Here is a 15,081-nt window from a genome sequence, read left to right as displayed (position 1 = left end):
GAGAAGTGATAGGCCTGGATATGGCGATACTTTATAATTGTTACCAAATTTTTAACGATAGATGGGTGACTCAAAATAGTTAGTAAGTTGTAAACAGCATACTTGGCAGAGGGAACTGATATGAAGTTCCCTCTTAACTGTATAGTTTTTTTATAAGATGTATAATGGAATGAGAGAACTACAATAGAAGGAGAATAATAGTAGTGATAACTATACAAAAAAGATTGGGTCAATATTATACGAAACCTAAAATAGTTAATGCAATGCTTGACATGATTGGCTATAGAACTGATGAAGAGTTACATACGAAAAGAATGTTAGAGCCTTCAACGGGTGATGGAGCCTTCCTGTCGTTTGCAATTAGTCGATTAATAGAATCGGTAAAAGGAAAAATGGATTTAGAAAAACTAAATAGAGATGAAGATTTCTTAGAGAACCTTTTGAAAGACTCCTTTAGGGCAATAGAGGTAAACCCTCAAACATATGAAGAATTAAAAATTGAGATATGCGAACATATTCAATCCGAAGGAATAAATGAAAATATTGCTAGGAAACTTTCTGAACATTGGATTGTGAATGAGGACTTTTTATCTTGGAACTTAAATCTAGAGGAAAGATTTGATTTTATTATTGGAAATCCTCCATATATTCGAATAGAAAATATAGACCCTCAAGTATTGGAAACCTATCGCGAACGTTTTGAGACGCTATATGATCGTGCAGATATATATATTGCTTTTATGGAACATGGTCTTAACATGTTAACGAATAAAGGGATCTTATCTTATATTTGCACTGATCGTTTTGCGAAAAATAATTATGGAAAGAAAATCAGAGCCCATATAAGTAATTCATTTAGGGTGAAGTATTTCATCGATCTCAATCAGACTCAACCTTTTCTATCCGATGTCTCGGCCTATCCATGTATTTTTGGAATCGATCGAAAACATGGAGAGGCGTCAATGTGTCTATATACGGACAGTATTGCGGAGGAAGAAATTAAAGAGATTATTGCAAGCGTAATATCTAACAAAGAAACAAAAATTGTTGATTCACATCTGAAAGAGGAATGGTTTAAAAATGACGATCCTTGGATTTTGGATATTGCAGTGCTTCCAATTCTTGAGAAATTACAGTTTTTGTATCCATCAATAAAGCAAGCACCTCTAGGGGTTCAATGCAAAGTTGGGGTTGCCACAGGTCTCAACAGAGTATTTCTAATATCAAATAAAATAGTAGAGAAGTTTAAATTAGAAAAAGAATTGCTTATTCCAATTATCACCAAGGATCATATTAAAACTGGCAAGATAAACTGGGACGGTAAGTATTTAATAAACACTTTTGATGAGAATAATCAAGCAGTTAATATAAATGAGTTTCCAAATATAAAATCATATTTAAACTTGCATAAAGAAAGTTTAGCAAATAGAGCTTTTGTTAGAAAAAATAAAACAGGCTTAAATTGGTTCTATACACAAGAGAAAGTTAGATTAAAAGAAATAAATATACCTAAATTAGTTTTTCCAGATATAGCTTCTAAATCCCGAATAATAATAGAAAATGGTAAGTATTACCCCGAACATAGTTTATACTATGTGCTTCCTGGAAAGTGGAATATAGAAACACTTCGAATTTTAATGGAAAGTCCAATTGGATTAGCATTTGTTAAAGCCTATTCAACTAAAATGAGAGGGGGCTATAGTCGCTTTCAAAAACAAAGTGTCGAAAAAATTTGTTTGCCCACCAATCTTAGCTGTGAAATTGAAGCGGAAATTCATGAAGCCTATAAAAAGGATGATCAAAGTAGAATGAATTTATTGCTAAAAAAAGTATATAATTTAAATAATCGAGAAATGGATTTACTAATCAATTATGTAACTAATTAAAATGATAAAATTGATGAAATGAGAGGCGTTAGCATTGCAAATCAATATACCATCTGAGGCAGAAATAAGTGAAGAGATAAAACACGGTTTAAAGCACTTTTGGAAAGTTCGTGAAGATGGGGTACTCCATGGAAAAACAATGAACGCTTTTGAACAGATAATAAAAAAATTATTAATTCAAAATGGTATTTCTGAAGATCATATCGTCAGCGGAACAAAAGCTAGGTTACCAGGGTTTTTCCGTGTATCTAAGAATTGGGATATAGTGGTTTATAAACCATTAGAGGATGGCAGGAATTTATTATTAGCTGCTGTGGAAATGAAGTCAATGTTTGGTTCAGTAGGCAATAATCTTAACAACCGTTCGGAAGAAGCGATAGGAAGTGCATTTGATTTACAACAAGCTAATATTCGATTGCATTTAAGTGGTAGTGAGAACACATTTGGACGCCCATTTGTAGGATACATATTTGTATTGGGAGAACATGAAGATAATAAGAATGGCTCGAGAATAACTATACCTTTATTTGAAGCTGATGAAGTATTTACAACACAAGATGGTAATGGTGAAATTATTCCGGAAAGTTACGAAACACGTATAGAAGTTTTAGTTAATCGCTTAGTAGAAAGTGAACTTTATACTACGGGCACTTTCATCATTGCTAATGCCGACGACCACGGAAAATATATAGAGCCAAGTCACGAACTTGGGTTTTATCAATTTGTAGCAAAAATGTTAGGTGATGTTGTATCACGTTACCACGTATCCAAATAAAATAGATAAGCTTGGAGAGTAACTTATATTTTATATAAATAGAAAAAGTATTGTGTTATTGGGAAATGCTTTCTATATACAATAAATGCACTAATTATCTATAGAAGTATGAGAAATTAGCAGCTGTCATTAATCGGATGCTAATTTGTATAATGATATAATTTAATTAAAATATATTGTGAAGGAGCATCCTGATGGCTGATTATGTTAGGGTTTTAAGCACTCGCAGTTCTTCTGAAACTAATAATCTAATAAGGTTAGGATGGGAGCTAATTGAGACAACTAAACCTCATAATTATGATGATGGCTCCCGTATTGAGTATCATCTGGGTTTCCCGGTTCGACTTTTAGCGGAAGAATTGTTGTCTATCGTCAAGTTATATGAAAAGCATACATCTAGGGAGCAGTTCTTCGAGAAAGTTGCTAAAGGTTTTGATGATAATCTAGATAGTTATATAGAAAAAACAGGAGGGTATGATACAACGGATACGATGAATCCTTTGGCATTATGGATGGCTAAGTATGAATTTATAGTCAATGATAAAATTATGACTTATGCAAAAAAGAGACCAATTCCAAAATATATGCAATCAGAAGTCAAGGACGAGAATGATATAAAGGATGAAGATTTACCATTTTAATTATTTATAAAGGTAATGTGAAATGGGAAGTTTAAATATTAAATCCTAGATTCTTATAAATGGTCTAACCATACACTTGAACACTTTCGTTATTGTTAAGATCCAAAGAGGGATTAAGACGTTCACTATAAAAAGTGAACGTTTTATTTTTACAACATAATATAAATTATGTTGTATTTTAGTGTTTTATTATATATAATTAAGGTCATAATGCAACATAGTTTATAAATTATAATGAAAAATAAATGCAACATAATTTACAGGAGATGATATTATGATGGAAGCTTTCCAGGAATATTTAAATTCAAGTGACCTAAGTGAAAATACCATCAAAGGATACACTCAATCCGTTAATGGATATATAAAATGGTTCGATGAATCAAAAGCTGTTTCATTCACAAAGTTGCACCGGGAAAATATAAGAGAATATCTATCCTATCTTAAAACAATTGAAACGGTAGGACCAAAAACAATTAACACTAAATTAAGCGGTTTAGTAAAATTCAACGAGTTTTTAATTCATGACAAAAAACAATCTGATCTAGTTATTGAAAAGAGTGACTTCGTTAAAGTTCAGCAGCAGTATGCGTCCCTTGCAAAAGTTGAATTTCAGGATGCAGAAATGTTTCGTCAGTTAGTACTGGATAGTGGAAAGGCAAGAAATTATGCAATTGTAACCGTTCTAGCCTACGGGGGATTACGAATTTCAGAGACACTCAATTTAAAAGTAACTGATATTAACTTGGTATCCCGTGAAATACTTATTCTAGATGGGAAGGGAGATAAATCTAGAACAGTTTTTATGGGAGAGAAAGTGAAAATCGCCTTACAGTCTTGGCTGCGAGAAAGAAAAGAGAAAGGAATAGATTGCGAATTCCTTTTTCCAAGCAACCGAAACAGAAGGTTAGATCGCACTGTCGTGAATAGGCTGTTTAATACTTATTCAGCCAAGATTGGAAAAGATATAACTCCACATGATCTTCGGCATTTCTTTTGTTCAAATGCGATTGAGAAAGGCATGAGTATTCATGAAGTGGCAAATCAAGCAGGTCATTCAAATATTCATACGACGATGTTATATACAAACCCCACAAAAAAAGAAATGTTGGAGAAAATGAATCAACTATAAAGTTTGTATTTTTATTCAACTGTATCTTTGGAAGAACTGAAAGTAATTCAGGTTATATATTCGAACTAAAAAAGGAGTTTGAGATATGGTAGAAAAATGTATATATTGTAATGCGACCGATGATTTATCAGTTTCAGATATTATTCCTGAGACTTTAACTAATGCTAAAATCACTAAAAAAAATGTATGTCGGGTACGACATAATAATGATTTTGGGGAAAGTTTTGAAAGTGATGTAATATCTAAGCTAGTATTTCTTAGAAACCATTTAGATATTTCAAACAAGAAAAAAAAGCAAGCAGAATATAAAGTAACAGTAGAAATTGATGGTGTAGAATATGAACGTCAAATTAAAAATGTACTAGACTTATTTAATGGTAACCCCTATAAAAGTTTAAGTGGAAACTATTTATTTGGTGACTTTGAAAAGCTAAAGGAATTGGCTGAAAGAAAAGGAAAAGAAATTAAGGAAATTAACCTAAATAATATGGAAATCCAATTAAAAGTAGGTTTTAGTTTTGAAATATTTTATAGTCAATCTATGCAAAGGTTAGTGGCGAAAATGGCATACGAGTGGTTATGCTACGTTAATGATATTAATGAAAAACATGAAGAATTTTCAGATGTAATTAACTTTATTGAAAAAGGTGGAGACAACAATTGTATAACTTATATTTCTGATAATGATCTATACTACGATTTTTCAAAAACCTGTGAAAGTGGTAGTCATTGTTTTTTATCTTTTAGAAATAACAAAAATCAATTACAAGTATTAGTAAGTTTTTTTGGAGTATGCTTGTTTAAGGCTAATTTCGGAGGTAAGGCTATCACCAAAATTAAAAAGGAATTTGTCTTTCACGAACTTCAAGTTACTACGAAACAAGTTGTATTTAAGCATAAAGATTTTAAAGAGTTTATGGATCATATTCATAATAATATAGTTTTTATTGTAAGTGATATCGTAAAAACTCCTTTCTCATTAGGATTATCCCCTCAAGAATTTGAATATGGTTTTGGGATTTTAGGTATTATGGGGAAAATAAATAATGATGTGTATACCTCCGAAGTAGATGAAAAGTTAGTTCGAATTGTTTTGGAGAATTTTAGGGAATTAATGCATACATCGATTATACATATTCGAAAGTTAAAACGATTTGTGGCGGAACATTATCCAAATTTAACAGAAGTAAAAAAAATAAATCCTAAAGGTTCTTCGTATGACATTTATTTCTTATACTATATTCTTTATTTAATTGGGAAAAATAGCGAGACATCAATTGACTCAGATTCAATTTTCTCGCTAATTAGTGAAAATATAGGTGAGAAGGGACCATATATATTAAATTCTAGTTTTACAAAAGAAATAGTTAACTCGATGCTAACTGATGTGTCATGTCCTACTTTAATGTTAATAGGAGCTAAATTGGTTGCAGAGGCTCCATATGATTAATATGTTTGAATTTAGATGAAGACAACTACAAGGTTTTGAAATGCTCTATGGATATAAGGGTGGAGAGAGATAAAGAAGTTTGGTTTCCCTAAAGGAAATAAAATTTGTTGGTACCCTTATGGGGGCTATTGGATAATCTGTATATAATGCTGGAAAAAGAAAAGACGGAAGAAATTATAATGTCGAAGTGGGGTGAAGTGTATCTTTAGTTTCCAGAAGTGTGTGCCTGAAGCCTCGTTGACTATCCAGGTATCGAATATAAATATTCTTCGCCAATTACCCCCTCAGTTGCTTTCAAGATACGGTGTATATGTTTTCTTTGATAATGATGATCAAGTGTTGTACACAGGAAAAAGTTCTAACCTAAGAAAACGAATTATAGACCATTTTCGTTTTTCACACAATCGGGAGTTATGGAACAGTATTCAGAGGGAGGAAATCACAAAAGTCCAGGTGTATTTTTGTCAAAAAGAACTTGATGCAGATTTGTTAGAACGTTTCTTTATTCGCAGTGGGATGTTTAGGGGTAAATATAATATTAGCCTGGTGTCAGAAAGAGATGAGTATATAAATGTAAGCTTAGGTGAAGAGGATTCAGACTTACTGTTAGCTGATAAAGAGAAGAATGCAATAAATAAGCGATGGCTTCAATCGCTAAATGATAAATTATTTCAGATAAAGGATATTTATTTAGCTGCAAATGTAATCGAGGAGTACTTGAACGAGTATTTTGGGTTCTATCAGCAAAGTGAGCTGAATTTTACGCTATTAAGCATAATGTTGGAGCTTGATACGAGCTATATAGAAGATAAGTTTTTTAGTGACTCTGATTTTATATTGTATTTCTGGAAACAATCCAGCTTTGCAATCAGAGAACGAAATAATCAAATAATCCTTTGTATTATTCACAAAGTAGACGGAAAAATTGTCAGTCCTGAAGTATTTTTAAAGAAAGTAAAAAAAGATGGTGAACGCTTTGTCCAAAAATGGGAGCGCTCTAATTAGAAATTCTTTTAATTTGACGAGGGCAAAAGGAAAAATTTGACCGGGAGTTTCTGGCGAAGATTGATCGGGATATGCTTGATGTTTACATGAGTTGTTTCTTTTACATTACGGTTGATCAGTTTCAAGAAAAACGAATTCCTTCAGCTATTATAGATTCCTTCAAAAATGAATTTCAAGGAAGAAAAATTGCTTTTTTTCATGGTGTAAAAGATTTGGAACAAGGGTTACTAGAAAACGATTCTAGATTTAAGGGGGGATGGATGCATGCGGTAGAATATCAAGGTTTGGATGATGCACCTTTATATTTGGAAACGGAGTATGACAAACATCCAGAATTAGGGTATGCGGCTAAAAGACGTCAGAACTTTGATAATCAACAAGAGTTAAGGATTTACACACCTGCCCGTAATTTTGATCGCAAATTCATTGATGATAATCCTAATGGATTTCACCTTCATTTTGGTGACATCGGCAGAGAAGGAAGACCTGGCGTCAGGATTCTGAACAGTATCGAGGATTTGTATGATATAACAATATCATTTGATTCGAACGAAGAGGCCCCAAACGAATAAAGCTGTAGCATAAGGAAGGGAAAATGCTATTGAGAAAAGGAAACCTTACAGTTTGTTTAACGTTCTCAAGAGTAATATTTTTATTAATTAACTTACAGTGTATTTAGAGAAAAGAAAACAATCCAGTACAACACTTAACAAAGAGTCCACTTCTGGTAACTTTTGTTAAGTGTTTATTTTTCGTTGTGTTACGAACATACATTCTGTATAATAATTAAAAGAGGAGGGAACAAACATGCGTATTGAGTTGATTAAATCGGTGGAACGGAATTACATCTTAGATATGATATACATGTCGAAAGGCGGTGCAATTAGTAGGCGAAGAATCAAAGTGATGCAGGTCGGTGAGGTTTCATTCGGGGCTTATTGCTATTTACGAAAATCCAATCGTACATTTAAAATCGACAACATCCTTGCACTAGTTCCCGTCACTTCGAAAGAACGGCTTGTTGTATGATTGACTACGATAAATTTCCAAACCGAAATATCGCTTGTATAGATATGATGAGTTTTTACGCCAGTTGTATGGCCACACTGCATAAATTAGATGTTCAAAAGGTGCCGATTGCGGTCGTTGGGAATCTTGAGCGAAAAGGATCTGTTGTGCTTGCAGCATCCCCACCAATGAAAAAAAGATTTCGCGTGAAAACAGGTACTCGTATGTACGAAATTCCACACCACCCGGACATTAAGTTATTCGATCCAAAAATGAGCTATTTTTTAGAAATGTCGGTGGCTGTTACCCGCATACTTCATAAATATGTTCCTGTTGAAGCAATCCACGTATATAGTATAGATGAAAGCTTCATTGATCTTACAGGAACCGGGAAGTTGTGGGGAGACCCAGTACAAACTGTTAAAGATATTCAAAAAGAAATCTTGGAGACGCTAAAATTACCATCCACGGCTGGTATGGGACCGAACATGTTAATGGCAAAGCTGGCACTTGATTTAGAAGCGAAGAAAACAGGGTTTTCTAAATGGACCTTTGGGGATGTACCGACAAAACTATGGTCAGTTTCCCCATTAAGTGAAATGTGGGGGATTGGTCGTCAAACGGAAAAGTCTTTGAACAATATGGGGATATTTTCGGTTGGCGACTTGGCTCATGCCAATTTACAAAATCTTGAAAAGAAGTTTGGCGTATTGGGAAATCAATTGTACCATCACGCATGGGGGATTGACCTTTCCGAAATGGGTGCACCAATCCTTGAAGGCCAGGTTAGTTATGGGAAAAGCCAAATTTTACTCCGAGACTATAATTCGCGAGAAGAAGTGAATACGGTTCTTCTAGAAATGTGTGAGGACGTAGCAAGAAGAGCTAGAGAGAATTACCAGGCTGGACGCACAATATCGCTCGGTATCGGCTATAGTAAAAATGCCTTTGGTGGTGGGTTTCAACGATCTCGCACGATTGATGAAGCGACCAACGATACAATGAAAATTTACAAAGTCTGTATGGCTTTGCTGAATGAAAACTATGACCACCGAGCGGTTCGTCAAATATCTGTTTCGATTACAAAATTGGAAGACGAGCATTCGATGCAATTGAGTTTATTTGATGCGAAAAAATGGCAAGTTCGAAAACTTGGTACAACTATGGATGAAATCAGGACTCGTTTTGGATCAACAGCAATTCTAAGAGCTGTTTCACTAACAGATGCAGGGACGGCTATTAAAAGATCAAAATTAGTCGGTGGACATAAAGGATAGGTGATAGTAGTATGATTCGCGACCGTGGGAAAATCAAGTGGCAGGGAATGATGCTACCTGAGCATGTAGTCGAATTACGAAAATGGATGGATCAGGATCATTACACTGAAAGACCGGAACTGAACGAGTGGGATCTTCAATTGATTCAAGAAGAGCTCGAATTAGCATACAAGAAGAAATGTGAAACCCTAGTTAAAACATGGGTTAACGGATTAATCATTCAACATCAAGGGATAGTTGAAGATATTGATTTACAATCTAATGTTGTTATTCTCGACAAGCCATTTGGAGTAAAGCGAATACAAGTGTCAGAAGTCTTTAGCGTCCAAGTTGTAAATTGATTCTTATAAAAGGAAGGCGATCATTCGGTTGATGGAATGATCGCCTTTTTTCTAATACCCCGTGACAATATCAGAATAGATTGATGCCTGTTTTAAATAAGCTTTATTTGTTCCATATGAAGAGGGCGACCCATTGACGGTAACAAAATTAGATTGGTTTGCACGATCGGCTGAAGATGGAGTGAAACTGATTCGTGAACTTTTAGGAAAAGGTGTGAAGGTACACATATTAAACATGGGGCTGATAGAAGATACACCAATGGGGAAATTAATTCTAAGAATGTTATCAGCAATCGCAGAGTTTGACAGGAACATGATTGTTGAACGATTGGCAGAAGGGAGAGCCGTTGCAAAACAGAATCCAGGCTATAAAGAGGGCAGACCAAAAAAATATAGCAAGAAGCAAATCGACCATGCTCTAAAGCTAAAAGAAAATAATTCATATAAGCAGGTAGAAGATTTAACAGGCATATCTAAAAATACGTTAATTAGGGCTAGTCGTAGAAGCAGTCAAATTAGGTGATTATTGAATTGCTATCACGTAGTTGATTCAGCTATGTCAAAATTAAAAGAAAAGCAGCAAGTAAACGGGAATATTGATACCTTCCTGATCCTGCACCTATAACTAACAGATCTACATCCTTTTTTCCTTCAACAGTCATTTTAGTATCCTCCTTTGAACTTATAAAAAATGAATGAAATTATTTTAATTAAGGATTAAAGCGTTTTTTCTCCATATTTATACCAATATGTAATATAAAAACTGATGTTTTACTTATACCGAATTCTTTCAATTTATAATTTGGCTGGAGGTTTAGAAGTTACATTATTAATAAAATTCATTTTTAAGAAAAGGGCTTTCCCATCTGTCTGGAAAGCCCTTTTCCCTTTATTCTTTCACTCTCATTAGTCGCAAACCATTTAGCGCTACTATAAGGGTTGCGCCCATGTCGGAAAGGATGGCAATCCAGAGTGTTAACCAACCTGGGATAACCAATAATAAGGCAATAAACTTAATAGCAATTGCAAAAGTAATGTTAGCTTTGATGGTATTCAGAGCTTTTCGACTAAGTTTCACAGTGAATGGAAGTTTTCTTAAATCGTCCCCCATTAGGGCAACGTCTGCCGTTTCAAGTGCTGTATCTGTACCTGCTCCACCCATTGCGATTCCAACTGTAGAAGCTGCTAATGCGGGAGCATCATTGACACCATCACCAACCATGGCTACGTTTCCGTACTCGGACCTTAATTGTTTTATATAGTCCAACTTGTCTTGAGGCATCAAATCGGCTCGGATATCAGATACCCCAACATGACTGCCTATTGCATTCGCAGTACCTTGGTTATCACCCGTAAGCATAATTGTTTTTTTAATTCCAAGTTGATGTAACTTTTGAATAACTTCCTTACTTGATTCACGGACTTCATCAGCAACTGCAATAACTCCTAGTATTTCTTTTTCGGTTCCAATAATCATGGCTGTTTTACCTTGATTTTGAAGAGCCGTCACATTTTGCTCAAAGTCTTTATCGAAATCAGTTGTCAATAGTTCTTTAAAGAGTTTCGGGCTACCGATATAATAAGTCATTCCGTTTACAATACCTTTGATTCCCTTACCTGTAATAGAAGAGAAATCCTCAACGAGCACATCAGAATATGAAATGTTTTCTTCTTCTGCTTTTTTCATGATGGCTGAAGCAAGGGGATGCTGGGAACGATATTCTAATGCAGTAATGATCGCCAATAATTCTTTGTCATTCATTTCATTATTCAATACAGTAAAATCAGTTACAACTGGAACACCTTTTGTTAATGTCCCTGTTTTATCAAATGCGATTGCCTTTAAGGCACCCATTTCTTCTAAATACACTCCACCTTTAACAAGAACACCTTTTTTCGCAGCATTCCCAATTGCTGAAACGATAGAAATCGGAGTCGATATGACCAACGCACAAGGACAACCAACAACAAGAACAGCTAATCCTTGATAAATCCATGTTTCCCAGCTGCCACCAAAGAGTAAAGGAGGGACTACAACAACTAATGCTGCAATGGCCATAATGATCGGCGTGTAATATTTCGCAAATTTATCGACAAATGCTTGCGCTGGAGCACGTTCTCCTTGTGCCTCCTCTACAAGATGAATAATTTTAGAAATTGTTGTATCTTCTACAAGTTTTGTTATTTTTACTTCGAGTAATCCTTCTTCGTTTAAAGTACCTGCAAATACTTCATCATCAACTGTTTTCCCAACAGGGACTGATTCGCCTGTAATCGCTGCCTGGTTGACAGCAGAGTAGCCATTTACGACTACACCATCCATCGCAATCTTTTCACCAGGCTTTACAATCATGATATCCCCAACAGCAATATCATCGACATGAATCATTATTTCTTGCTCATTACGTCTAACGAGTGCTTCTTTAGGGGCAATCCCCATTAGAGAACGAATCGAATTTCTTGCTCGATCCATGGAGAATCGTTCAAGCTCTTCACTGAGAGCAAAGAGAATGACAACAAGAGCAACTTCTCCCCATTCACCAATAATGGCTCCACCTATAACAGCCACTGTCATAAGGGTTTTCATGTCAAATTCTAAGCGCAGTAAGTTTTGCAAACCTACCTTAAAAAGTGACAATCCACCTACCAACATTGATGCTAAAAACAATAGGGTTGTAAGAAGATTCTCTTCTCCATTTACAAAATGAGAGAAAAAACCGAATGCAAGGAACGAAGTTGAATAAAGCAATGTACTATACTTTTTATAAAATGGAACTTTCTCTTCTTGCGTATCTTCAGTTACCCCTTGCGAAACATTGAGAGTAGACTTTTCAGGCGTTACTTTAAGATTCTCAAATGCACCGGCTTTTTCTAATTCTTCAATCGTTGCATGACCGTAAATATCAATTTTAGATGCACCAAAATTTACTTTTGCATTCTCAACTCCAGAAAGCTGTTTTACATTCTTCTCGAATTTACCCGCACAGCTTGCACATGTAAATCCTTCAACACGGTATACGCTTTTGTCCTCTTTAACTTCTCTCCTTGGTTTTTCAGGGTCAACTTTAAGATTTTCGAATGCACCAGCTTTTTCTAGTTCTTTAATCGTTGTATCTCCGTAAACAGATATTTTAGATGCACCAAAATTCACTTTTGCATCCTGCACTCCCGGAAGTTTTTTCACATTATTTTCAAACTTCCCTGCACAATTTGCGCATGTAAACCCTTGAACACGGTAAACATTTTTTTCCGCATCTAATTCTTTTGTTGTAGACAATTTTTAGAACCTCCCTCTGATATACACATGCAACCTGTATTAGTCATACGTAATTTAAATCCTAGTATCGTCGTACTCATTTGTACCAACCTTCTTTCGAATGTTCATGTGCAATATTCACTAATTGATGGACATGTTCGTCAACCAAAGAGTAGAAGACAAGCTTACCTTCTTTCTTGGAAGCGGTAATCCCCATATCACGTAAATAACGCAAATGGTGGGAAGCGTTTGCTGTGGATGTCTTTAATACATTGGCGACATCACAGACGCACATTTTCTCTTCCAGTGACAATGCATATGCAATTTTCAAGCGATTGGCATCTGCAAGGGCTTTAAACAGCAATTCGACACCGCTGATTTCGTCAATTCGATCGCTGACGCGGTTAACAACTGTTTCGTCATAACAATACGTCTCACATGAATCCGTTATAGCAGAGTCAATTTGTTCTTTGATTTTTTCTGTCATTTTTTCACCTCATTCAAATATTCATTTGATTGACTTTAGTATATGTAAACGATGAAAAATTGTCAATAATAATACTCAAATGGCTGTTTTAATGTATGTGTGTTCTGTTAAAATGAAATCAGAATGAACGTTACTACTAACGCTTTTAGGAGGCTGGAAAAATGAAAAGAATAATAGGTGCAACACTGATTTTACTGTTCGCATTTTCATCTACTGTGTCCGCACATACAGGTTTAACTAGTTCATCGCCAGCTGATGGGGAAGACATAACCGAAGACGTATATGAAATTGTATTGGAATTTAATACAAAAATTGAAACGACAAGTTCAGTGAAAGTCTTTAACGAGAATAAAGAGGAAATCATCGTCAGTAATACCCAAGTGAGTGATAATGTGATGACAGGAGGTTTCGCGTCGCCATTGGATAATGGTACATATACCGTGGAATGGAAGATTATTGGTGCGGATGGCCACCCGATACAAGGAACTTATTTATTCACGGTAAGTCAAGACACATTGGAAGATCCAGCAGTGCCTGAAGAAGCCGAAGAAACACCTACTACTCCACTGGAAGAATCAATAGAAAAACCTGTAGAGCAGGCAATTGAAGATTCATCGAAAATAGCGTCTAATGATGCACTCGTTGTAATCCTAGTTATTTTATTTACTATTGCCGGTGGCTTTTTCGGCTGGATCATAGGAAGAAGGCAAAGTAAATGATTTGGATTTATATTTCTGAAAGTTTGTTATATCTCTGTTTCTCGCTATTAATGGGCGCATTTATCATTCAATTTATTCCGGCACGACTGAAACCGGAAATACGTATCCCAAAACGTCTGATTCAACTTTCTGTGTTAGGAGTTGTGTTCTTTTCAGTTGCACCAGTGATTAGGTTGGTCGTATTTCTATATGAAGACATAGGTTTGATGTTGACGATGCAAAACGTTCTCGGCGGTTTTGAAGTAGGAAAGGCCTGGAATGTCACTGTCATACTTGCAATTTTCTTTTACCTTTTTGTTTCGCTCTTTCCAGTATTGAAAAGCAAAGTATTGGCTGGTATTTCTCTTGCTTTTACCTTCATCCTGCTCTTGGCATTGGGATGGGCGAGCCACGCAGCATCCCTTACTGAATGGAGTGGCTTCGTTTTTCATTCGTTACATTTTTTAGCCGTTACAGTGTGGGTTGGAATTCTCCTCATCGTAGGCTGGTGTTCAAAAAACCAAGAGAATTGGCTTTCTTATTTAAGGTGGTTTACCCCTTTAGCAATCGCGTGTTTTCTCACGATTACGGGAACTGGGTTATTTCTCATGACGTTGGTGATTGATGTAAATGAGTATGGGGACGCATGGATGCTACCCTATGGACAAGCCTTATTGATGAAGCATCTGACCATCATCCCTGTTTTATTTTTCGCTTTCATAAATGGATTTTGGATTAGACGTAAATTGAAGCGACAAGAGCAAATTAACCCCATGCCGTGGTTGAAGTTCGAAAGCATTCTACTATTTTTCACCTTTGTTTCGACAGCGGTTTTGGGACAACAGGAACCACCTCATAGTATTAAGACAACTCTTTCTGGTAGCGGTCCCTCTGCCATATTTGATTATTTTTATTCAGGGATAATTGAGCCAACAATGAGTTTGCAATTTGGATTAAACACAATAAATACATTGTTTTTCATGGTAGCCCTCATCTTCATGTGGCTTATCATATACAGCTTCAGGAAAAAGGCGCCCGCAGTTGTTCCTTTTTTCTTGGGGATGTTCAGTGTCCTTTCGCTCTATTTTGGATTAATGGCTAGCATTCAATAATAAATATAAGAGAAGA

Annotated in this window: 14 protein-coding genes and 1 pseudogene; 13 read left to right on the top strand and 2 right to left on the bottom strand. The window is 35.4% G+C overall.

Annotated elements, in window-relative coordinates:
* The first annotated feature begins 203 nt into the window (after positions 1-203).
* The 11 genes and pseudogenes from CSV80_RS11140 to CSV80_RS11090 form a co-directional block, all read left to right on the top strand.
* The gene (locus CSV80_RS11140) at positions 204-1,886 is read left to right on the top strand and encodes an Eco57I restriction-modification methylase domain-containing protein (RefSeq protein WP_099670934.1); all 1,683 of its coding nucleotides are present in this window, start codon (positions 204-206) and stop codon (positions 1,884-1,886) included.
* 34 nt (positions 1,887-1,920) lie between these two features.
* Positions 1,921-2,661, top strand: a complete 741-nt coding sequence (locus tag CSV80_RS11135; protein WP_099670933.1) for a PaeR7I family type II restriction endonuclease — start codon at positions 1,921-1,923, stop codon at positions 2,659-2,661.
* Positions 2,662-2,855: 194 nt separating this feature from the next.
* The gene (locus CSV80_RS11130) at positions 2,856-3,302 is read left to right on the top strand and encodes a hypothetical protein (protein ID WP_099670932.1); all 447 of its coding nucleotides are present in this window, start codon (positions 2,856-2,858) and stop codon (positions 3,300-3,302) included.
* Positions 3,303-3,576: 274 nt separating this feature from the next.
* Positions 3,577-4,431, top strand: a complete 855-nt coding sequence (locus tag CSV80_RS11125; RefSeq protein WP_099670931.1) for a tyrosine-type recombinase/integrase — start codon at positions 3,577-3,579, stop codon at positions 4,429-4,431.
* A gap of 85 nt (positions 4,432-4,516) precedes the next feature.
* The gene (locus CSV80_RS11120) at positions 4,517-5,881 is read left to right on the top strand and encodes a hypothetical protein (protein WP_099670930.1); all 1,365 of its coding nucleotides are present in this window, start codon (positions 4,517-4,519) and stop codon (positions 5,879-5,881) included.
* 222 nt (positions 5,882-6,103) lie between these two features.
* Positions 6,104-6,886 carry a GIY-YIG nuclease family protein gene (locus CSV80_RS11115; protein ID WP_158231893.1) on the top strand — a complete coding sequence of 261 codons (783 nt, stop codon included), beginning with the start codon at positions 6,104-6,106 and terminating at the stop codon, positions 6,884-6,886.
* 71 nt (positions 6,887-6,957) lie between these two features.
* Positions 6,958-7,458: a hypothetical protein gene (locus CSV80_RS11110; protein WP_099670928.1), complete on the top strand. Its 501-nt coding sequence runs from the start codon at positions 6,958-6,960 to the stop codon at positions 7,456-7,458.
* A gap of 235 nt (positions 7,459-7,693) precedes the next feature.
* Positions 7,694-7,915: a transcriptional regulator gene (locus CSV80_RS11105; RefSeq protein ID WP_099670927.1), complete on the top strand. Its 222-nt coding sequence runs from the start codon at positions 7,694-7,696 to the stop codon at positions 7,913-7,915.
* Positions 7,912-9,171 carry a Y-family DNA polymerase gene (locus CSV80_RS11100; RefSeq protein ID WP_099670926.1) on the top strand — a complete coding sequence of 420 codons (1,260 nt, stop codon included), beginning with the start codon at positions 7,912-7,914 and terminating at the stop codon, positions 9,169-9,171. Before CSV80_RS11105 ends, CSV80_RS11100 begins: the two co-directional genes overlap by 4 nt.
* An 11-nt stretch (positions 9,172-9,182) precedes the next feature.
* Positions 9,183-9,512, top strand: a complete 330-nt coding sequence (locus tag CSV80_RS11095; protein WP_099670925.1) for a YolD-like family protein — start codon at positions 9,183-9,185, stop codon at positions 9,510-9,512.
* A gap of 118 nt (positions 9,513-9,630) precedes the next feature.
* Positions 9,631-10,035: pseudogene (locus tag CSV80_RS11090) on the top strand (recombinase family protein); the annotation flags it as partial.
* 366 nt (positions 10,036-10,401) lie between these two features.
* Here the strand turns inward: CSV80_RS11090 and CSV80_RS11085 are convergent.
* Both CSV80_RS11085 and CSV80_RS11080 read right to left on the bottom strand, forming a co-directional pair.
* Positions 10,402-12,789 (bottom strand): heavy metal translocating P-type ATPase, encoded by a 2,388-nt coding sequence (locus tag CSV80_RS11085; RefSeq protein ID WP_099670923.1) that lies wholly within the window; start codon positions 12,787-12,789, stop codon positions 10,402-10,404.
* A gap of 76 nt (positions 12,790-12,865) precedes the next feature.
* Positions 12,866-13,255 carry an ArsR/SmtB family transcription factor gene (locus CSV80_RS11080; RefSeq protein WP_099670922.1) on the bottom strand — a complete coding sequence of 130 codons (390 nt, stop codon included), beginning with the start codon at positions 13,253-13,255 and terminating at the stop codon, positions 12,866-12,868.
* A 161-nt stretch (positions 13,256-13,416) separates the two neighbouring features.
* Between CSV80_RS11080 and CSV80_RS11075 the strand changes: the two genes are divergently transcribed.
* Positions 13,417-13,974 (top strand): copper resistance CopC family protein, encoded by a 558-nt coding sequence (locus CSV80_RS11075; protein WP_099670921.1) that lies wholly within the window; start codon positions 13,417-13,419, stop codon positions 13,972-13,974.
* Positions 13,971-15,065, top strand: a complete 1,095-nt coding sequence (locus CSV80_RS11070) for a copper resistance D family protein (protein ID WP_099670920.1) — start codon at positions 13,971-13,973, stop codon at positions 15,063-15,065. The genes CSV80_RS11075 and CSV80_RS11070 overlap by 4 nt, the downstream gene beginning before the upstream one ends.
* Positions 15,066-15,081 lie beyond the last annotated feature (16 nt).

The organism is Sporosarcina sp. P12(2017), assembly GCF_002743035.1.
GTDB lineage: Bacteria > Bacillota > Bacilli > Bacillales_A > Planococcaceae > Sporosarcina > Sporosarcina ureae.
This window is presented reverse-complemented; position numbering and strand designations above follow the sequence as displayed.

What these genes read in the sequence shown, in the direction of transcription:
- CSV80_RS11070 (WP_099670920.1), top strand. Translation starts at nt 13,971, where the DNA reads ATGATTTGGATTTATATTTCTGAAAGTTTGTTATATCTCTGTTTCTCG.
- CSV80_RS11075 (WP_099670921.1), top strand. Translation starts at nt 13,417, where the DNA reads ATGAAAAGAATAATAGGTGCAACACTGATTTTACTGTTCGCATTTTCA.
- CSV80_RS11100 (WP_099670926.1), top strand. Translation starts at nt 7,912, where the DNA reads ATGATTGACTACGATAAATTTCCAAACCGAAATATCGCTTGTATAGAT.
- CSV80_RS11125 (WP_099670931.1), top strand. Translation starts at nt 3,577, where the DNA reads ATGATGGAAGCTTTCCAGGAATATTTAAATTCAAGTGACCTAAGTGAA.
- CSV80_RS11110 (WP_099670928.1), top strand. Translation starts at nt 6,958, where the DNA reads ATGCTTGATGTTTACATGAGTTGTTTCTTTTACATTACGGTTGATCAG.
- CSV80_RS11080 (WP_099670922.1), bottom strand. Translation starts at nt 13,255, where the DNA reads ATGACAGAAAAAATCAAAGAACAAATTGACTCTGCTATAACGGATTCA.
- CSV80_RS11120 (WP_099670930.1), top strand. Translation starts at nt 4,517, where the DNA reads ATGGTAGAAAAATGTATATATTGTAATGCGACCGATGATTTATCAGTT.
- CSV80_RS11105 (WP_099670927.1), top strand. Translation starts at nt 7,694, where the DNA reads ATGCGTATTGAGTTGATTAAATCGGTGGAACGGAATTACATCTTAGAT.
- CSV80_RS11130 (WP_099670932.1), top strand. Translation starts at nt 2,856, where the DNA reads ATGGCTGATTATGTTAGGGTTTTAAGCACTCGCAGTTCTTCTGAAACT.
- CSV80_RS11095 (WP_099670925.1), top strand. Translation starts at nt 9,183, where the DNA reads ATGATTCGCGACCGTGGGAAAATCAAGTGGCAGGGAATGATGCTACCT.